The organism is Caballeronia sp. LZ043, assembly GCF_031451075.1.
Classification (GTDB): Bacteria; Pseudomonadota; Gammaproteobacteria; order Burkholderiales; family Burkholderiaceae; genus Caballeronia.
In genome coordinates this window covers 1,371,541-1,390,006 of the sequence record NZ_JARUXT010000004.1, presented here as the reverse complement: position 1 = coordinate 1,390,006, position 18,466 = coordinate 1,371,541, and the positions used below count along the sequence as shown (strand labels likewise).

The window sequence follows — 18,466 nt, the reverse complement described above, 5'->3', positions numbered from 1 at the left end:
ATGCGCATTGCTTTAGGCATTCAGTACGACGGCTCGGCGTTTTGCGGCTGGCAGTCCCAGCCGCACGGCAAGACCGTGCAGACCGCGCTGGCGCGCGCGCGCGCGGAGATTGCGCAGACGCCGCTGCAGACGATCGTTGCCGGCCGCACGGATACCGGGGTTCACGGTCTGGGACAAGTCGTGCACTTCGACACCGACCTGGACCGCGCCGAGTTCTCCTGGGTGCGCGGCACCAACGCCTTTCTGCCGGAGACCGTCGCCGTGCAATGGGCCCGGACGATGCCCGACGATTTCCACGCGCGTTTCGCGGCGTTCGAGCGCACTTACTATTACGTGCTGTGTGTGAATCCGGTGCGCTCGCCGATGCTGGCAAGGCGCGCGGGTTGGGTCCATACGCCGCTCGATGTCGCCGCGATGCGCGACGCGGCTGCCTGCCTGATCGGCGAGCATGATTTTTCGTCGTTCCGCGCCGCCGATTGCCAGTCGAAGACGCCGGTCAAGCATCTCCATCAGATCGATGTGCGGGAACGGGGCGACTTCATCCACTTCCGCTTGCGCGCCAATGCGTTTCTGCATCACATGGTGCGCAACCTGATGGGATGTTTCGTGGCGATCGGCCGGGGGCGTCATCCGGCGTCCTGGATGGCCGACGTGCTCGCCGCGCGCGACCGGCGCATCGCCGCGCCCACTTTCATGCCGGACGGGCTGTATCTCGCCGAGGTCGGCTATCCTGAACACTTTGCGGTGCCGCCGCCGCACCTCGCTGCCATGCCCTGGAGCGCCGTCTGGGCCGAGCCGACATGAACGAAACCGATCTGCATCGAACCCGCATCAAACTGTGCGGACTGTCGCGCGTCGAGGACGTGCAGCATGCCGTGGCGCTTGGCGCGGACGCCGTCGGCTTTGTGTTCTATCCGCCCAGCCCGCGCTCGGTGAGCGTCGCGCAGGCGGCCGAACTGGCCCGGCATGTGCCGCCGCTGGTCTCGATCGTCGGCCTGTTCGTGAATGCGACGCCCGACTGGATCCGCGAAGTCACGTCGAATGTGCCGCTCTCGCTGCTGCAATTCCACGGCGATGAAACCCCCGAACAATGCGAGGAACTGGCGCGCATTGCGGGTTTGTCCTATTGGCGCGCACTGCGAATTGGGCCTGATGCGTCCCCAGGCCATTTGATAGAATCGTCAAATCAGTTCAAAGCCGCAGGCGGCCTTCTGCTCGACGCCCTCGTCGAGGGCTTCGGCGGCGGTGGAAAGGTATTCGATTGGTCACTTATCCCAACAGATCTCGGGCATCAGGCCGTTTTGAGTGGTGGCTTGAACGCGCAAAACGTCCATGACGCCATTCGGCGTGTGCGCCCGTACGCGGTCGATGTCTCCAGCGGCATCGAAGTACCGGGCGCCAAGGGCGTGAAAGATCCCGCCCGAATGGCGGCATTCGTGCGCGCGGTGCGCGCAGCGGATGCTGGGTAAATCGAACGCGGAACGCACAGCCGGTCTGCGTAACCGAGAGTGACGCAAATGTACAACTTGCCAGACGAAAGAGGCCATTTCGGCCAGTTTGGAGGCGTTTTCGTCTCCGAAACGCTCATCCACGCGCTCGACGAATTGCGCGTCGCGTATGAAGCGGCTCAAAAAGATCCCGAATTCATCGCTGAGTACGAGTACGAGCTCAAGCACTACGTGGGCCGTCCGTCGCCCATTTATCATGCGCGGCGCTGGAGCGAGATGCTGGGCGGCGCGCAGCTTTATCTGAAGCGCGAGGACCTGAATCACACGGGCGCGCACAAGGTCAACAACGTGATCGGTCAGGCGCTGCTCGCTCGCAAGATGGGCAAGCCGCGTGTGATCGCGGAAACCGGCGCGGGCCAGCACGGCGTGGCGACGGCGACCATCGCGGCGCGTTTCGGCATGGAATGCGTGGTCTACATGGGCGCGGAAGACGTGCGCCGGCAGGCCGCGAATGTCTATCGAATGAAGTTGCTCGGTGCGACGGTCGTGCCGGTGGAATCCGGCTCGAAGACGTTGAAGGACGCCCTCAACGAAGCGATGCGCGACTGGGTCACGAATGTCGAGAACACGTTCTACATCATAGGCACGGTAGCGGGCCCGCATCCCTATCCGATGATGGTGCGCGACTTCCAGCGCGTGATCGGCGACGAATGCCGCGTGCAGATGCCTGAGATGGCCGGTCGTCAGCCGGACGCGGTGATCGCGTGCGTTGGCGGCGGATCGAATGCGATGGGCATCTTTTATCCTTACATCGACGACAAGGACGTGCGGCTGATCGGCGTCGAAGCGGCGGGAGACGGCATCGACACCGGCCGTCACGCTGCCTCACTGATGGGCGGAAGCCCCGGCGTGTTGCACGGCAATCGTACTTATCTGCTGCAGGACGCGGACGGGCAGATCATCGAGACGCATTCGATCTCGGCGGGCCTGGACTACCCGGGCGTGGGCCCCGAGCACGCGTGGCTGAAGGACGAGGGTCGTGCCGAATACGTCGGCATCACCGACGACGAAGCGCTCAAGGCCTTCCACGACTGCTGCCGCATCGAGGGCATCATCCCTGCGCTTGAATCGAGCCACGCGCTCGCCTACGGCGCGAAGCTCGCGCAGACGCTGCCGCGCGACAAGGTGCTGCTCGTCAATCTGTCGGGCCGGGGTGACAAGGACATGCATACGGTCGCCGAGCGATCGGGCATCCAGTTCTGAGCCCCCGATAGATGCGCACCGTCATCGACGAGCCCTTGTCCGCCGGCGCTCTCACCAGCGCCGGCAGCGACATTCGCAACCGTGACTTTCTGGCCGATGCCGAGAACATCCCCAATGCGTCGATTGATCTGGTCGTCGCCGATCCGCCTTATGGTCTGGGCAAGGATTACGGGAACGACTCGGACATGTTGTCCGGCGAGGCTTTCCTGGAGTGGACGTATCGATGGCTTGACCTGGCGATACCGAAGCTGAAGCCCAGCGGCTCGCTGTACATCTTCTGCACGTGGCAATACTCGCCCGAACTCTTCGTGTTCCTGAAGCGGCGCCTGCTGATGATCAACGAGATCGTCTGGGACCGCCGTGTGCCGAGCATGGGGGGAACGACGCGTAAATTCACGTCAGTGCATGACAACATCGGTTATTTCGCGGTATCGAAGGATTATTACTTCGATCTCGATCCGGTGCGCATCCCCTACGACGCAGAGACGAAAAAGGCGCGCTCGCGCAAGATCTTCGAAGGCAGCAAGTGGCTGGAGCTCGGCTATAACCCGAAGGATGTCTGGTCCGTATCGCGGCTGCATCGGCAGCACGCGGAGCGGGTCGATCATCCGACGCAAAAGCCTCTGGAGATCGTCGAACGCATGGTGCTGGCGAGCTGTCCGCCGGGCGGGCGCGTGCTCGATCCGTTCATGGGCAGCGGCACGACCGCAGTGGCCTGTGCCCGTCACGGCCGAGCTTTTACCGGCTACGAGATCAACGCGGATTACTGTGCAATTGCGGAAAACCGGCTGGCCGAGGATCGCAAGCCGAAACTGCCGGAGACCCGCCGCCGACCGCCGCTCGTGATCGACGCCGCGACTGAAACGGCCGAATAACGCCCGTAGCACGCATTTTCGTCGCAGATCGCCTCCGATGTTCGCACGACTTCAGAGGCCAACGAATCCGAATCGAGAATTCTCATGTCCCGTATCAAGAACACTTTTGCGGCGCTGGCCACGCAAGGCCGGAAGGGATTGATCCCGTTCATTACCGCCGGCGACCCGAACCCGGAACAGACGGTCGAATTCATGCATGCGCTGGCCAAGGGCGGCGCGGACGTCATCGAACTGGGCGTGCCGTTTTCCGACCCGATGGCGGACGGTCCCGTCATCCAGCGTTCCTCGGAACGGGCGCTGGCGCGCGGCGTTACGCTGAAGCGCGTGCTCGCCGACGTGGCGCGCTTCCGCGAAACCAACGACACGACGCCCGTTGTCCTGATGGGCTATGCCAATCCGATCGAACGCATGGGCGCCCAGCACTTCGCGAAAGCCGCCCAGGAAGCTGGCGTGGACGGCGTGCTGGTGGTGGACTACCCGCCCGAGGAAGCTGCGGACTTCGGTCAGGCCATGACCGCGGCCGGCATCGATCCGATCTTCCTGCTCGCGCCCACGTCCACCGACGCGCGGGTGGCGGCGGTCGGCAAAATTGCGAGCGGCTATGTCTATTACGTCTCCCTCAAGGGCGTGACCGGCTCGGCAAATCTGGACGTTTCCAGCATCGCGAGTAAAATCCCGGCCATCAAGTCGCATGTGCCCCTGCCGATCGGCGTCGGTTTCGGCATTCGCGACGCGCAAACCGCCCGCGCCGTCGCCGAAGTCGCGGATGCCGTCGTGATCGGCAGCCGCCTCGTGCAACTGCTCGAGGAAGCCAAGCCCGACACCGCTGCCGCGTCGCTGACGAGTTTCATCGCGGAAATTCGTCAGGCGCTCGATGCCTGAGTAAAATACGCGCCGCCGCGGCCCGCCCGATTCTGGGCGCGCCGTGCGGCGACTGAATAGTCAAGGAAAAACGATGAGCTGGCTCGACAAACTGCTGCCGCCCAAGATCAAGCAAACCGATCCCAAAAGCCGCAAGGGCATTCCCGAAGGCCTGTGGGTGAAGTGCCCGTCGTGCGAGGCCGTGCTGTATCGCAACGACGTCGAGGCGAACCTGCATGTCTGCCCGAAGTGCAGCCATCACATGCGCATCGGCGCGCGCGAGCGGCTCGACCGCCTGCTGGATCCGGAAGGCCGTTATGAAATCGGCCAGGAAGTCGTGCCGGTCGATGCGCTCAAGTTCAAGGACAGCCGCAAGTACCCGGACCGCATCAAGGAAGCAATGGACGACACCGGCGAAACCGACGCCATGGTCGTCATGGGCGGCGCCATCCATACGATTCCCTGCGTGGTCGCCTGCTTCGAGTTCTCCTTCATGGGCGGCTCGATGGGTTCGGTGGTCGGCGAACGCTTCGCCCGCGGCGCGCGCAATGCGCTCGAACAAAACGTGCCGTTCATCTGCTTCACGGCTTCGGGCGGCGCCCGCATGCAGGAAAGCCTGCTTTCGCTGATGCAGATGGCCAAGACCACTGCCTTGCTGACCAAGCTGGCTGACGCCAAGCTGCCTTTCATCTCCGTCCTGACGGATCCGACGATGGGCGGCGTGTCGGCGAGCTTTGCGTTCCTGGGCGACGTGGTCATCGCCGAGCCGAAGGCGCTGATCGGCTTCGCCGGTCCGCGCGTGATCGAGCAGACCGTGCGCGAGAAATTGCCGGAAGGCTTCCAGCGTGCCGAATTCCTGCTGACGAAGGGCGCGGTCGACATGATCGTGGACCGCCGCAAGCTGCGCGAGGAAATCGCCCAGTTGATGGCGCTGATGACCCGGCAGCCGGCCGACGCCGTCGCCTGAGCGTGCCCCACGCAGCGCCGCGCCGCGCGTGAACCCTCAAGGTTCCGCGCGGCGTTTTTGCTTTCATCATTCCGCATATGAACACTTTTCCCTCCCTCGACGCCTGGCTCACCCATCTGGAAGCCGCGCATCCGGTCGGCATCGACATGGGGCTGACGCGCATCGGCCGGGTCAAGGACGCGCTCGGCCTGCACTTCGACTGCCCGGTGATCACGGTCGGCGGCACGAACGGCAAGGGCTCGACCTGCGCGATCCTCGAAACCATCCTGCTGCGCGCGGGTTATCGCGTGGGCTGCCACACGTCGCCGCATCTGCTGACCTTCAACGAAAGGGCGCGCATCGATGGCGCCGAGGCCAGCGATGCCGACCTGCTCGAGCACTTCGAGGCCGTGGAAAAGGCGCGCGCGAGCCTGCCTGAGCCAGTGTCGCTGACGTACTTCGAATTCACGACCCTGGCCATCCTGCATCTGTTCGCGTCGCGCGGGCTGGACGCGGTGGTGCTCGAAGTCGGGCTCGGCGGACGTCTGGACGCGGTGAATATCGTCGATACGGATTGCGCGGTAATCACGAGCATCGACATCGACCATACGGACTTTCTCGGTGACACGCGCGAGAAGATCGGCTTCGAGAAGGCAGGCATCTTCCGCTCGGGCAAGCCCGCGATCTGCGGCGATCCGTCGCCGCCGCAAAGCCTGATCGATCATGCCGAAGCAGTCGGTGCGGATCTCTGGCTGGTCGGCCGCGACTTCCGTTACGAAGCGCAGCCGGGCAACGAGCGCCAGCAGTGGAGCTATCTCGGCCGTGAGCAGCGTCGTTCGGCGCTCGCCTATCCGGCGCTGCGCGGCGCGAACCAGCTGATCAACACGTCGGCGGCGCTGGCGGCGCTGGAATCCTTGCGCGACCGCGTGCCGGTGTCGGCGCAGGACATCCGGCTCGGACTTGCCAACGTGGAGCTGGCGGGACGCTTCCAGGTGTTGCCCGGCAAGCCGCAAGTCATTCTCGATGTCGCGCACAATCCGCATGCAGCCGCGGTACTGGCGCAAAATCTCGGCAACATGGGCTACTTTCCGTACACTTACGCGGTGTTCGGCGCCATGCGCGACAAGGACATCGAAGGTGTGCTGACGCATCTGAAAGGCGAGATCGATCACTGGAACGTGACCGCGCTGCCAACGTCGCGGGGTGCATCGGCGGAGCAGCTGGAGAGCGCTTTGCGCGATGCCGGGGTCAACGACGGACCCGACAGCAGCGTTTCCCGTTTTGAAAACCCTGCCGCCGCCTTTCAAGACGCGTTAAGCAGGGCCTCCGAAAATGATAGAATTTTGGTTTTCGGCAGTTTCTACACGGTGGCCGGCGTCATGGCCTTCCGCAAGTCGCAACATCATTGAGCGGCATCACTGAGACGGGCGGCCGTCGGCGCTGATCGGCAGCATTCGCAGGATCAGCACTCGCGGGCACCCATCTGCACCAAGCGATACATGGGACTCTTCTCGTTCGGCAAGAAAGACGACTCCGGTCGCGACGCATATTCGGACTCCGGACGCGGTTCGCGTCAAACCGTCCGCACGGAACGCCGCACGCGCAGATCCGAGCGCACCGACGCCGACGCCATGATGCTCGACCCCACGCTGCCGGAAAAGCAGCGCGCGCGCCGCCGGCTGGTGGGCGCCATTGCGCTGGTGCTGGCGGCGGTCATCATCCTGCCGATGGTGCTCGACTCCCGCCCGAAGCCCGTCACCGACGACATCTCCATCGACATTCCGAATCGCCCCGCGCCGGCCATGAAGCCGTCGCGCGACGCGAACGACGCCGACACGCAAGCGGGCGTGGCCCACGATGGCCCGGTGAACGCGTCGGGTAGTGTCACCGGCGGCATGACGCCGCCGCAGGCCGCGTCGTCGGCGGCGGTGGCGCAGACCAAGCCGGACGCCAAGGAAGCACCCAAGCCCGAAGCGAAGCCGCAGGCATCGAAGCCTGCCGCCACCGCTACTCAGGCTGCCAAGCCCCCCGCAGCCAAGCCGCAGGCCACGACACCTTCCGAAGACGCCAACGCGACCACCGCGGCCAACGCCGCTGCGAGCGCCGCGAACACGCCGGCATCGCCGGCCGGCAGCCGCTTCGTGCTGCAGATCGGCCAGTTCGACGACGAAACCGCCGCTCAGAACTGGGTCAGCAAGTTGAAGTCCGCAGGTGTGCCCGCATATCTCGAACATCGCAAGCAATCGGACGGCTCGACCCGTTCGCTGCTGCGCGCCGGGCCGTTCGCGGATCGCGCGGCGGCGCAGGCGGCGCTGGTCAAGGTGCGCCAGGCCGGTCTCGGCGGCGGCACCCGGTCGACATCGAACTAAGCGCATCCGATGTTCACCGCTTTCGACTATGGCGTGATGGCCGTGATCGGCCTGTCCGCCCTGCGCGGCATGTGGCGCGGCCTGCTGGCCGAGGCCTTCGGGTTGGTCGGGTGGATCGCCGCCATCCTGATCGCGGGGCGTTTTGTCGGGCTCGTCGTTCCGTATATTCCGGACACCTGGCCGGGCGGCGCGCTCACGCAATGGCTGGTGGCGTTCCTGCTGGTCGTGGCGGCGGTGCTGTTGCTGTCAAGCGTACTGTCCGCATTGCTGACGCGCGTCACGGAAGTGACCGGCCTGCGCGGCGTGGACCGCTCGCTGGGCTTGCTTTTCGGCCTCGTCAGAGGCGCTATATTGGTAGTCATTCTGGTCGCCCTGGCGGGCTTGACCGAACTACCTCAGAAAGATTTCTGGCGCAATGCGCTGCTGAGGCCGACGGCCGAGCAGGGCGTGCGTGAACTGAAACTGCTGCTCCCCGATACGCTCGCCGCGTATGTGCACGTCGCCCCCGCTGTTGGCTCCAGCGGCATGGCGCCAAACGCCGCACAATAGACGAACGGCCGGCTACATGGGGCGCGCGACGGCTCGAAGACCCACTTCGACCCGGTAAGGGCAGCTTCGTGCAGCCGGACGCGTGAATGCGTCCGCTGGACCAGCAACGCCTTCTCACCCCGTTTCGACTCTTTGAAGGACCATGCCATGTGCGGCATCGTAGGTGTAGTTTCCCAAAGCCCCGTCAACCAGCTGATCTATGACAGCCTGCTCCTGCTGCAACATCGCGGCCAGGACGCAGCGGGCATTGCCACGGCGAACGGCAACAACTTCCACATGCACAAGGCCAACGGCATGGTGCGCGACGTGTTCCGCACGCGCAACATGCGCAGCCTGCCGGGCAACGTCGGCATCGGCCAGGTGCGTTATCCGACCGCCGGTTCCGCCGCGAGCGAGGAAGAAGCGCAGCCGTTCTACGTGAATGCGCCGTTCGGGATCATCCTCGCGCACAACGGCAATCTGACGAACTGGCCGCAGTTGAAGGACGAGATGTTCCGCATCGACCGCCGGCACATCAACACCGCATCCGACACCGAAGTTCTGCTCAACGTCTTCGCCCACGAACTGCAGCTCGCCAGCTCCGGCCTGCAGCTCGACGCCGCCGCGCTGTGGAAGGCCGTGGCCGGCGTGCATCGCCGGGTGAAGGGCTCGTATGCGATCGTGTCGCTGATCGCGGGCTATGGCCTCGTGGCCTTCCGCGATCCGTTCGGCATTCGTCCGCTGGTGCTCGGCAAGCTGGAAACGGCGACGGGCGTCGAGTGGATGGTGGCATCGGAATCGGTGGCGATCGAAGGCATTGGTTTCGAATTCGTGCGTGACGTGGAACCGGGCGAAGCGATCTTCATCGACAGCGACGGCAACCTGCACAGCCACCAGTGCGCCGAGAAGCCCGCGCTGAATCCGTGCATCTTCGAGCTCGTCTATCTCGCGCGTCCGGACTCGTGCCTCGACGGCGTGCCGGTCTACAACGCGCGCCTGCGCATGGGCGATTACCTCGCCGAGAAGATCAAGCGCGTGCTGCCGGACGTGGCCATCGACGTTGTCATGCCAATTCCCGATTCCTCGCGTCCCGCCGCGATGCAGGTCGCCGCGAAGCTGGGCGTCGAGTATCGCGAGGGCTTCTTCAAGAACCGCTACGTGGGCCGCACCTTCATCATGCCGGGCCAGGCGGTGCGCAAGAAGTCGGTGCGCCAGAAGCTCAATGCGATGGGCATCGAGTTCAAGGGCAAGAATGTGCTGATCGTCGATGATTCGATCGTGCGCGGCACGACGTCCCACGAGATCGTGCAGATGGCGCGTGACGCGGGCGCGAACAAGGTGATCTTCGCTTCGGCGGCGCCGCCGGTTAAGTACCCGAACGTGTACGGCATCGACATGCCGACGCGCGGCGAACTCGTGGCGCACGGCCGCACGGATGAGGAAGTGGCGCGCATGATCGGCGCGGACTATCTCGTGTATCAGGACGTGGAAGACCTGAAGAACGCGATCCGTGACATCAATCCGGAACTGAAGGACTTCGAGGCCTCGTGCTTCGACGGCAACTACATCACCGGCGACGTGACGACCGATTATCTGGATCGCATCGAGTCGGCGCGTCTGGCGCCGCAGTCGCAATCGGATCGCGATGCTGCGAGCGAAGCGATGGATGGCGGCATGGCGCGCTCACAGTTGCATCTGCAACTATCGGTCGAGTAACGCGCTTTACGGCGTGATCTTGGGAGCCCGCTTCGTCTGTGAGGACGAGCGGGCTTTTTTGCAGAATCAGTGCGTGCGCGTGCTGCCCGCACGCCATTGTCCCGGCGCCATGCCGAAACGTTTCGTGAAGGCATGCGTGAACGTGCTCTGATCGGCGAAGCCGCAATCGAGCGCGATGTCCGTGAGCGCGGCGAGCGGATCGGCCAATCGTGTCAGCGCGGTATCGAGCCGCAGACGTTGCACATAGCGATGCGGCGTCTCGCCGAAGGCATCGTTGAACAGCTGGTGGAACCGCCGCATGCCGAAGCCGCAATGCGCCGCGAGATCGGCGATGCGCAGCGGCTCGGCGAGATGCCGGCGCAGCCACGCGTCGATGCGGGCGAAATCGAGGCCTTTCGAAGGGAATGCGGCATTGCCGGCATCGTGCATGAGCGCGCCGCACAGATGCGCGGCCGCTTGCCAGGCAAAGCGATGACACTCATGCGATTGACCGACGCCCGCGCCAGGTGCGAACCCGGCGACCAGCCGCGTGATGGAAGGATGAAGCGTGATGCAACGCGCCTGCTCGAAGAAGCGCTCGGGCACGGCGAGCGACGCCAGCGGAAGATCGAGCACGAGCTGGCGGTTGTCGCCGGCGGCCCAGTAATCGTGACGCGCGCCCGCTGGAATGATCCACGCGCCGCTTCGGTCGATACGCGCGCCGCGTCCGTCCACGGCCATCTCCATCGATCCCTCTACACCCAGCACGATCTGATGGAAGTCGTGGACCTCGGACGCCTGCGTCGCGGCATAGCGGCGCAGTGCAACGGCGGGGCGGGGCCGCGGCGCGTTCACGCAAACCTGGCTCAGACGTCGAGCAGTTCGACTTCGAACACCAGCGTGGCGTTCGGCGGAATCACGCCGCCCGCGCCGCGTGCACCATAGCCGAGTTGCGGCGGAATGGTGAGACGGCGCACGCCGCCGACCTTCATGCCCTGGACGCCTTCGTCCCAGCCGCGAATGACCATGCCGCCGCCCAGCACGAAGGCAAACGGGTCGTTACGGTCCTTGCTCGAATCGAACTTCTGGCCATCCGTGAGCCAGCCCGTGTAATGCACGCTGACCGTCTTGCCGGCGACAGCTTCGGCGCCTTCGCCGACAGTGAGATCTTCGTATTTGAGACCGGAATCGGTCGTGACAGTCGACATGGTTGCTCCCAGGTTGTCGGTGGTCGAAACCGCCATTGTAGAACGCCGCCGGAAGCAGGCGGCGCGCGAACCTCATGCGTGGAAGGGTTGAAAGTCCTCAGAGATGCCGGCCGCGCGGCCCGAAACGCGAGCCGATGCGCGGCCCGAGTTCCGGCGCGACATGCCGGCCAATCGACGTGCCGATGCTCGCGCCCAGTTGCGCGTCTTCCATGGCCGAGGCAGCGGCTTCGTCGCCGCGCTGTTGTCTCGCGAGCTTGAGCGCACGCACCCGGACATAGGCCATCGCGACCAGGGTCCACGGCGCGAGATAGGCGAACTCCGGCACCGAGACCATCATCATCGTCCAGGTAGCCACGCAGCACTGGCGCAACGCCATGCCGCGCGCATCCCAGTCGAGCTTGAATGCCGGATAGAGCATCAGCCCGCTGATGAAGATCGTGCCGATAATGCCGGTGTTGACCATCAACGTGGAGAACAGGTCGGTCGAGCGGACGTAGCCGAAACCGATGCCGAACAGCTGGTTCATCGGCGTCCCGTGGAACCAGAGGCGCATCGACTCGACGAACAGCAGCGCACGGTCAGAGCCCGACTCGTCCTTCTGTTCGAGCTTGTTCGTCACCATCTGCTTGAAGAGATCGGCGATGTAGTCCTGCGCGATATACGCGATCACGCACAGCACGAACAGCCCGATGAGCGCCTTGACCGGGTTGATGCCGAGCTTGCGCATGCGGATCAGCGCGAACACCGCATAACCGATCAGCACGGTGGACGAGGTGCTCATCAGCAGCGAGATGCCGATGATCCAGACCGGCCAGCGCACCCGCGAGGTGGCGTTGAAATACACCCAGAACGGGAACATGGACATGGCGTACATCGAGGGTTCGCCGGTCAGCGCCTTGAGGCGCTGGAAGCGCATGCCGCCGATGTCCATCTGCTGGAACGAACTGCCGTTCACCGTGCCGTCCGAGCGCACGATGCCCTTGCCGAACTGGTCGCCGAATGCACGGTTGGAGATGAAGTCGCCCGGCTGGCCCGTGATGACGAAGTACGCGACTTCGAACATCCCGTAGAGCGCGAAGAGCGTGATGGCGGCGAGCAGCCACTGGTCCCAGGTCGGCTTGTAGTAGTGGTACACGTAGGCCGCGTAGAGTACGACGGCGGCCACATAGACCGACTGCGTGAACATGCTCTTGCGCAGGATGAACGTGAACGGATCGGTTTCCTCGACCAGCACGATTCTGGAGAAGTCGGGATCGTAGGGGGCCATGACGTCCGCGACCTGCGTCGTGCAGAGCATCAGCAGCCATACCACGAGCGCCGCGCCCACGAAGTGCATCCAGCTCTTGCGCGCCCGGCCGCCGAACAGCAGCACGAGCGGCACCGAGAGGAAGCACATCATGTAGCCGATGGTCGTGCCCTGGATGGACGGGACGAGCAAAAACGACGTCACCGGCATCGCGAAGGCCCAGATCCTGTAGTAGAGGTCGGTCAGCGCCGCTTTTTCTTTCATCGTCGAATGGTTATACCCGCGTGGAACGGGCTTCTTCAAAATTCAGTGATCCGATCGGAACCGGCGCACTGCTTGCAGCTTCGTTTTCGGGTGCATGGTTCGGCTGTTCATCGACGGAGCCGAGCCAGTGATGCGAACTGAGCGACTTCAGGCGAGTTTCGATGCCTGATTCGCGCAGCGAGATGTAGCCGCTGATGGCCAGCAGCGCCATCACGAGAACCAGTAGTGCCCGCAACGGCGGTCGCCTGCGGGCGGCTTTCACGACGCGTGGCTGCGGCGTCGAATTCGCCGGCGCGGGCAGCCTCGGTACGAAGGCGCGCTCCGGCAGCCGATGGAAGTCGCAATGCGGACAGACCGGAACATCGGCCCCGACCGGCCTGCGACAACGCGGACACTGCTTGAGCCGATGCCTGAAGGAAAAACGCGCGCCCATTGGGTCACCTTGTGCGTACTCTTCCCCGATCCGGTCGGCTGCGCGCCACACGTCGGCATCCGCGCCGCAACCCCTTCAGCCTTTTGTCGCCCTACAACTTGAAACGCCGCGTGACATGTCACGCGGCGCTGTGTTCGACATCGGAATGCAGACGTCAGTTCTGTGCCTTGAAGGTGCTCGTATAAGCCGCCGCATAACCGTAACTGCGACGATTGCTCGGACGACGCGGAATCGCGTTGAATACCGATCCCACGAGCCTGCCGCCCGCACGCTGCACCTTCTTCACCGTCTCTTCGATCTCTTCCTCGCTCTGGATGCCGGAGCGCAGCACGAGCACCGTGGAGCCGGCATCGCTTGCCACGATCGCCGCGTCGGTGACGACGAGGAACGGCGGCGTATCCACCAGCACGAGATCGAACTGGTCGCTCATGCGCGCAAGCGTATCGCGGAAGCCGGGCATCATCAGCAGCTCGGACGGATTCTCCGGATAGCCGCCGCACGACAGGAACGACAGCCCCGGCACGCCCACATAGCGCAGCGCGTCGCCGAGCGGCATCTCGCCCTTCAGCACTTCGGAGAGACCGCCCGGATTCGACTGCTTGAAGAACGAGGCGATATGACCACGACGCATGTCGGCGTCGATCAGCAACACGCGCAGGCCGATTTCCGCGAGCAGCACGGCCAGGTTCGCCGCGACGAAGCTCTTGCCCGCTGAAGGAATCGGGCCGGTCAGCATCACGATGTTGTTCGGCGCGTTGGCCAGGTCGCGATACAGCTCGGTTCGCACTGCGCGCAGGGCTTCCACGGCAGGATCGTGCGGATAGCGCGAGGCAAGCACGCGGGCGTCGCGATGAGACTCGGGCACGTGCGGCATCGCGAAGGCATCATGCCGCGGCGCCTCGGTGTAGGCCAGCGCCTTGGGCGCGGCATGCCCTTGCGCACCCGCATAGGTGAGCGGCGCATGCTCGACCGGCGACACTGCGATCTCGTGATCCAGCATTGCCTGCTGGCGGCTGTACAGCACTTCGCCCAGCACCGGTACGGACAAGCGGCGCTCCACGAACATCGGATCCGTGACGCCGATCATTGCGTGACGGCGCAGGAAGATGAAGAACGTGCCGACGAAAAAGCCCAGGCCCGTGCCCGCGAGAATCACGAGCGGCTTGTTAGGCTTCACCGGACGATACGGACGCAGCGCGGTATCGACGATATGCGCGCCGCCGCTCGTGCTCGCACGGCGCACCGAGAGCTCCTCGGCCTTGTTGACCATGCCCATATAGATGGTCTCGGCCACGCGCGCATCGCGCGTCAGTTCAGCGTTCTGGCGCTCGGATGCCGGCATGCTGTCGAAGCGCGACTGGATCTGCTGGTTCGACGACTCGAGCTGCGCGATCTGCTGATCGAGATTCTGCACCTGCGGGCTGCTCGGCTGGAAGCGTTGCAGCATCTGCGTACGTTGCAGCTTGAGCGTGGCGAGCTGCTGCATCGACACGATGCTGCCTTGCAAATAGGCTTGCGCTTCGTTGATCGGCTGGACCGATTGCGACTTCGCGCGATAGGCGCTCAGGTTGCCTTCGGCTTTCTTCAGATCGGATTCGAGACGCGGCAGTTCTCCGCGGATGAATTCGAGCGTCTTCGTATCGTTGGCCTGGCGCGCCTGCACGGCGGCGCCGAGATACGCCTGAGCCAGCGCGTTGGCGACGTCGGCGGTGAGTTGCGGATCGTCGGCGTTGAAGGTGATCTGCACGACGCCCGTATCCTTCGACGATTCCGCGACCTTCGTCGTCTTCTTCATCAGCGCGATGGCGTCGAGCGTGTTGAGACGGGTCACGTCGAAATGCACGCCAGGGTGGCCCACGACATGATTGACCAGCATCGATACGCCGTTCGCCGACGCCGGGCGGCCCACCGTGCCGTGCAGGATCACTTCGCCGTCCGGGTCGCGCAGCTCGTACTGGTTGTTGTCGAGGAGAACGAAGTCGAGCTTCTGGTCTTCCAGTGCGGGCGGAACATCGAGGCGGCCGATCTGCAGGTCTTCACCGCCCCAAGCGTACGAGTCGAGACCGAACCACGCCGGTGCAAGATGCCCCTTCTTGGCGAACATGTTCGCAAGCTGGCCGAGGATCGGGAACGTGTTGGGCTTGACCCGGATGTCGAAGTGGAACTGCTTGACGACCGGCTCGAGCACCGAGCGGCTCTGCATCACCGAGATCTCGGCGGGCGCAATCTGGTTGACGGTTTGCCCTTGCTGCTGCATCTGCTGCTGGTTTTGCGGCGCGATGCCGAGCGCATTCGGATCCGGCGGATCGACCCGCACGACTACATCCGATGAATAGATGGGCTTGGCAAGAAATGCATAGGCGGACGCGAGGGCAGCCGCGACCCCGACGAACAGGAGCAGCATGCCGAGGTGATCGCGCAGCAGCCGGAGCATGTCGCCCGCGGTAAATTCACCGTCTTCCTTGCCGTGCCGCGAAGATGCTGAGTTGACATAGAGGGTGTTCAAAGGCGCCGTCCTCAGTTCGATAAGTTGAGCAGTTATTCCCGGACCATTGAAAAAGCGAAGATCCGCGCGGCATGTCCGCGTTGCGACTTACGTTGTTGTTGATCCGGCGCATGGCCGTTGGAACTTCAAGACCAGAGACGCGAGAGGCAGGTAGAACGAGCGAAGCACGTGGCGCTTCTGGTTCGCATTGACGGAACACGTGGGCCCGTCGGAGTACGATCGCTGGTGAATGGAAGCACACTTCGTGCCTCGACACCGTGGCTGCCGCCTCGTGCGCGTCACCGCACCTTCATTGCGACGATTCGCTTGCGCAACGACACGAAAGGCCTTGAAGCAATTAGCATCAAGGCCATCTTCCGGTCACGAGGTGGGCGCGTCTGTTAAGTAGCGAACGTTCGATGCCTTGCAAGGTCGGGAACGGCACTTGCGCACGGCCTGTTTCGCGCGATAATCGGCGGTTCCGCTGCGACCGTATCGGTAGCATCAAAGCGTTAAAAATTTAAGGCATTGGATTAGCCTTGATGAAATCGCGCACGGTATTGAAGCGGGGCTTGCGTGTTTTTCCATCGTCGCCGATCACGCCGTAGTTGCCGTCGCCGCCATAGCGCTGATCGTCATAGAGCTCATAGAGCGTCACGTTCTGAACGTTGTAGGTCTTCGCAAGCGACACGAAACCCTTCAATGCATCCTTGCCCACGAGATAGCCGCCCGGATCCTGATGATTCGGACGCACGCCATACTCGGTGATCCAGATGGGCTTGCCATAGCTGTCGCGCAGACGTTCCAGCACGTTGACCTTGTTCTGGCCAGCCGCCGTGATGGAACCCATGTTCGAATACCAGTGCCACGCGGTGATGTCCCATTGAGGAATCGGGTGACCGCTCGAACCGTCCGGCTGCGTGCCCGCAAAGAGCATGTCTGTGAAGCCGTAGTGAAGCCAGCTGAACGACGTCAGCAGGATCTTCGCATCCGGATTGCTCTCACGAATGCCCTTGATGAGCCCGAGAATTGAGCCGCGCGCCTTCATGAACATCGCATTGTCATAGTCTGACGGATGCTCGCCGCTGCGGTCGGCGCCCTTGATGGTCCAGTTGTCGTACTCGTTGCCCACCTGGTAGTACGTAACCAGCCCCTTGAGCACGCGGCCCGCGGTCTTCCCGAGCGCATAGGCGCGTTCGTATGTCTCCTGCTCGTTCGCGCGCTTCTCCTGTTCAAAGGGCGTGACGAGCGCGAGTACGCCGATGCATTGCTTCGCGGCCGCGCGCGCGAAATCCGCGACCATGTGCGCGCTGCCTTCGCTGGAGACATCCTGCGCATACATGGTGATGCCCAGGTCGCGCAACTGCGAGATCTGCAGATCGTAATCGCTCATGCGATACGCGCCGCGATGTTCGAGATGACCCGCAATGCCATAGAACACGCCGGTCGTACCCTTGCCGCAAGCGAGCTTCGGCGGGGGCGGCTCGGCGGCTTCGGCATCGGCGATGATCGAGCGGTTGCTGTGATGCGCATCAGGCGAGCCGCTGCGCGAGGACATCAGAAGGGCCGCGCAAGACAATGCGCCCAATACGGATACGGCGACCAGGAAGGTACGCATCGGCGTTGACCTCTGAAAAGGTGCGCGCGGTTACTTGGCCAGCACGTCGGTATGGTTGGGCGCGGAATGAGCGCCTGCATCGCGCGGGGCGCCGGGTTGCAGCAGCACCTGTTGCGCTTGCGCGTCGAAGGCTTCACGCGAGAAGCGACGCCTGAATTCGCCACGCAGCGAGGCCATGGAGAAATCGCGTGCGGTGAAAATGCGCTCGACGAAGGCTTCGCGGTCATCGGCAGGGAACAGCAGTGCGTCGGGCAAGTACGAATCGAGTCCCGAGACCCGCGATACGACAATCGGCCGCTCAGCGAGCACGGCCTCGATCATCACGAGCGGCACGCCTTCATAGGCCGATGGCAGCACGAGGGCATCGCTTGCGACGATATAGGGCAGCACGTCCTTCTGCGGTCCGACCATGCGCACGCACGCGGACAGCGCGGGACTGGCCGCGATGCGCTCGCGCAGGCGCGGGTCATCCGGACCTTCTCCAACGATCAGCACGAGCGTATGACTGAAAGCCTTCGCATTGCGCTCGATGGCCTCCATGAAGAAGTCCTGACGCTTCTGCTGGAAATTCAGCCGGCCGATCTGCGCGACGATGGTCGTGCCGTCATCAGGCAGCCCGAGCGACTCGCGCGCGGCTTCCTTCGAGAGCGTCGAACGGCTGAAGCGGTCGTCGACGTAGTTCTCCAGGATCATCGTGCGCGCCTTGGGCGCGAGCTTGCGCAGCTTGTCGCGCAGATGATCGTTGAGCGTCACGTACTCGTCCGGCATGCGGTACAGCACGCGCTTCACGAGCCATTTGACCTGTTCCGCGCGGCCGGCCTTCACGGGCGCGTCATCCACCAGCGGCAGATAGCTCACCGCCAGCGTGCGCGCGCGGCGCGCGGCGATCAGTCCTGCGAGCCCCGAGGCGATCGTGCCTTGCGCGATCATGAGCTTGTCGAGATGCAGCGTGCGCAGCGTGGCCGCGGTCGAGCGAATCATGCGCAGCAGCGCGAAGATGTTGCCGCGGATGGACTCGGCCGTGTAGGTCAGCGCGATGACCTTGACCTTCGGATGCTGGGCCGCGAGTTCGCGCACATGACGCGACAACGCTTCGTTAGCAGCCGGCACGAGGACGTGCAAGGTCTCGACCTGCGCGCTCGCGACCAGCGCCAGCATGAAACGCTTCAGCATTTCCTCATGGCCGCCGTTGACGCCCGAGTCGCAATAGATTCCCAACTTCACCGG

17 protein-coding genes are annotated in these 18,466 nt (G+C 63.9%); 10 read left to right on the top strand and 7 right to left on the bottom strand.

From position 1 onward, the window contains the following. The 10 genes from truA to purF all read left to right on the top strand — a co-directional run bounded on the left by truA (nucleotide 1) and on the right by purF (nucleotide 10,006). The gene (gene truA / locus QCE64_RS33835; protein WP_310008484.1) at nucleotides 1-804 is read left to right on the top strand and encodes a tRNA pseudouridine(38-40) synthase TruA; all 804 of its coding nucleotides are present in this window, start codon (nucleotides 1-3) and stop codon (nucleotides 802-804) included. After that, complete coding sequence (locus QCE64_RS33830; protein WP_309927256.1) at nucleotides 801-1,469, top strand: phosphoribosylanthranilate isomerase; 669 nt, start codon at nucleotides 801-803, stop codon at nucleotides 1,467-1,469. Before truA ends, QCE64_RS33830 begins: the two co-directional genes overlap by 4 nt. Nucleotides 1,470-1,517: 48 nt before the next feature. Continuing rightward, entirely contained in the window at nucleotides 1,518-2,711 is a 1,194-nt protein-coding gene (gene trpB / locus QCE64_RS33825) for a tryptophan synthase subunit beta (RefSeq protein ID WP_309927254.1), read from the top strand. 11 nt (nucleotides 2,712-2,722) lie between these two features. Next, on the top strand, nucleotides 2,723-3,586 hold the full coding sequence (locus QCE64_RS33820; RefSeq protein WP_309935310.1) for a site-specific DNA-methyltransferase: 864 nt from the start codon (nucleotides 2,723-2,725) through the stop codon (nucleotides 3,584-3,586). A gap of 84 nt (nucleotides 3,587-3,670) precedes the next feature. Continuing rightward, nucleotides 3,671-4,468 (top strand): tryptophan synthase subunit alpha, encoded by a 798-nt coding sequence (gene trpA, locus QCE64_RS33815; protein WP_309935309.1) that lies wholly within the window; start codon nucleotides 3,671-3,673, stop codon nucleotides 4,466-4,468. A 73-nt stretch (nucleotides 4,469-4,541) separates the two neighbouring features. Continuing rightward, a complete protein-coding gene (gene accD, locus QCE64_RS33810; protein ID WP_309821132.1) occupies nucleotides 4,542-5,414 on the top strand; it encodes an acetyl-CoA carboxylase, carboxyltransferase subunit beta in 873 nt (290 codons plus the stop codon). A gap of 77 nt (nucleotides 5,415-5,491) precedes the next feature. Next, nucleotides 5,492-6,802: a bifunctional tetrahydrofolate synthase/dihydrofolate synthase gene (folC, locus tag QCE64_RS33805; protein WP_309821131.1), complete on the top strand. Its 1,311-nt coding sequence runs from the start codon at nucleotides 5,492-5,494 to the stop codon at nucleotides 6,800-6,802. Between the two features lie 90 nt (nucleotides 6,803-6,892). After that, complete coding sequence (locus tag QCE64_RS33800) at nucleotides 6,893-7,762, top strand: SPOR domain-containing protein (RefSeq protein ID WP_310008483.1); 870 nt, start codon at nucleotides 6,893-6,895, stop codon at nucleotides 7,760-7,762. Between the two features lie 9 nt (nucleotides 7,763-7,771). Further along, nucleotides 7,772-8,311: a CvpA family protein gene (locus QCE64_RS33795; protein ID WP_309927244.1), complete on the top strand. Its 540-nt coding sequence runs from the start codon at nucleotides 7,772-7,774 to the stop codon at nucleotides 8,309-8,311. 147 nt (nucleotides 8,312-8,458) lie between these two features. Further along, nucleotides 8,459-10,006 carry an amidophosphoribosyltransferase gene (purF, locus tag QCE64_RS33790; RefSeq protein ID WP_310008482.1) on the top strand — a complete coding sequence of 516 codons (1,548 nt, stop codon included), beginning with the start codon at nucleotides 8,459-8,461 and terminating at the stop codon, nucleotides 10,004-10,006. A gap of 66 nt (nucleotides 10,007-10,072) precedes the next feature. Here purF and QCE64_RS33785 read toward each other — a convergent pair whose 3' ends face one another. The 7 genes from QCE64_RS33785 to QCE64_RS33755 form a co-directional block, all read right to left on the bottom strand. Then, nucleotides 10,073-10,840, bottom strand: coding sequence for an AraC family transcriptional regulator (locus tag QCE64_RS33785; protein ID WP_309935301.1), 768 nt, complete (start codon nucleotides 10,838-10,840; stop codon nucleotides 10,073-10,075). Nucleotides 10,841-10,851: 11 nt separating this feature from the next. Then, nucleotides 10,852-11,193: an FKBP-type peptidyl-prolyl cis-trans isomerase gene (locus QCE64_RS33780; RefSeq protein ID WP_309821126.1), complete on the bottom strand. Its 342-nt coding sequence runs from the start codon at nucleotides 11,191-11,193 to the stop codon at nucleotides 10,852-10,854. Nucleotides 11,194-11,290: 97 nt separating this feature from the next. Continuing rightward, nucleotides 11,291-12,703: a hypothetical protein gene (locus QCE64_RS33775; RefSeq protein WP_309927239.1), complete on the bottom strand. Its 1,413-nt coding sequence runs from the start codon at nucleotides 12,701-12,703 to the stop codon at nucleotides 11,291-11,293. 10 nt (nucleotides 12,704-12,713) lie between these two features. Then, the gene (locus QCE64_RS33770) at nucleotides 12,714-13,187 is read right to left on the bottom strand and encodes a hypothetical protein (protein WP_310008481.1); all 474 of its coding nucleotides are present in this window, start codon (nucleotides 13,185-13,187) and stop codon (nucleotides 12,714-12,716) included. Nucleotides 13,188-13,290: 103 nt separating this feature from the next. After that, on the bottom strand, nucleotides 13,291-15,642 hold the full coding sequence (locus QCE64_RS33765) for a polysaccharide biosynthesis tyrosine autokinase (RefSeq protein WP_309927235.1): 2,352 nt from the start codon (nucleotides 15,640-15,642) through the stop codon (nucleotides 13,291-13,293). 499 nt (nucleotides 15,643-16,141) lie between these two features. Further along, the gene (locus QCE64_RS33760) at nucleotides 16,142-17,179 is read right to left on the bottom strand and encodes a glycosyl hydrolase (protein WP_309927233.1); all 1,038 of its coding nucleotides are present in this window, start codon (nucleotides 17,177-17,179) and stop codon (nucleotides 16,142-16,144) included. A gap of 90 nt (nucleotides 17,180-17,269) precedes the next feature. Continuing rightward, a complete protein-coding gene (locus tag QCE64_RS33755) occupies nucleotides 17,270-18,463 on the bottom strand; it encodes a glycosyltransferase (RefSeq protein WP_310008480.1) in 1,194 nt (397 codons plus the stop codon). Between the last annotated feature and the right edge of the window lie 3 nt (nucleotides 18,464-18,466).

Excerpts from the sequence above, each read along its gene's own strand:
- truA (WP_310008484.1), top strand. The coding sequence starts at position 1 with ATGCGCATTGCTTTAGGCATTCAGTACGACGGCTCGGCGTTTTGCGGC.
- QCE64_RS33830 (WP_309927256.1), top strand. The coding sequence starts at position 801 with ATGAACGAAACCGATCTGCATCGAACCCGCATCAAACTGTGCGGACTG.
- trpB (WP_309927254.1), top strand. The coding sequence starts at position 1,518 with ATGTACAACTTGCCAGACGAAAGAGGCCATTTCGGCCAGTTTGGAGGC.
- QCE64_RS33820 (WP_309935310.1), top strand. The coding sequence starts at position 2,723 with ATGCGCACCGTCATCGACGAGCCCTTGTCCGCCGGCGCTCTCACCAGC.
- trpA (WP_309935309.1), top strand. The coding sequence starts at position 3,671 with ATGTCCCGTATCAAGAACACTTTTGCGGCGCTGGCCACGCAAGGCCGG.
- accD (WP_309821132.1), top strand. The coding sequence starts at position 4,542 with ATGAGCTGGCTCGACAAACTGCTGCCGCCCAAGATCAAGCAAACCGAT.
- folC (WP_309821131.1), top strand. The coding sequence starts at position 5,492 with ATGAACACTTTTCCCTCCCTCGACGCCTGGCTCACCCATCTGGAAGCC.
- QCE64_RS33800 (WP_310008483.1), top strand. The coding sequence starts at position 6,893 with ATGGGACTCTTCTCGTTCGGCAAGAAAGACGACTCCGGTCGCGACGCA.
- QCE64_RS33795 (WP_309927244.1), top strand. The coding sequence starts at position 7,772 with ATGTTCACCGCTTTCGACTATGGCGTGATGGCCGTGATCGGCCTGTCC.
- purF (WP_310008482.1), top strand. The coding sequence starts at position 8,459 with ATGTGCGGCATCGTAGGTGTAGTTTCCCAAAGCCCCGTCAACCAGCTG.
- QCE64_RS33780 (WP_309821126.1), bottom strand. The coding sequence starts at position 11,193 with ATGTCGACTGTCACGACCGATTCCGGTCTCAAATACGAAGATCTCACT.
- QCE64_RS33775 (WP_309927239.1), bottom strand. The coding sequence starts at position 12,703 with ATGAAAGAAAAAGCGGCGCTGACCGACCTCTACTACAGGATCTGGGCC.
- QCE64_RS33760 (WP_309927233.1), bottom strand. The coding sequence starts at position 17,179 with ATGTCCTCGCGCAGCGGCTCGCCTGATGCGCATCACAGCAACCGCTCG.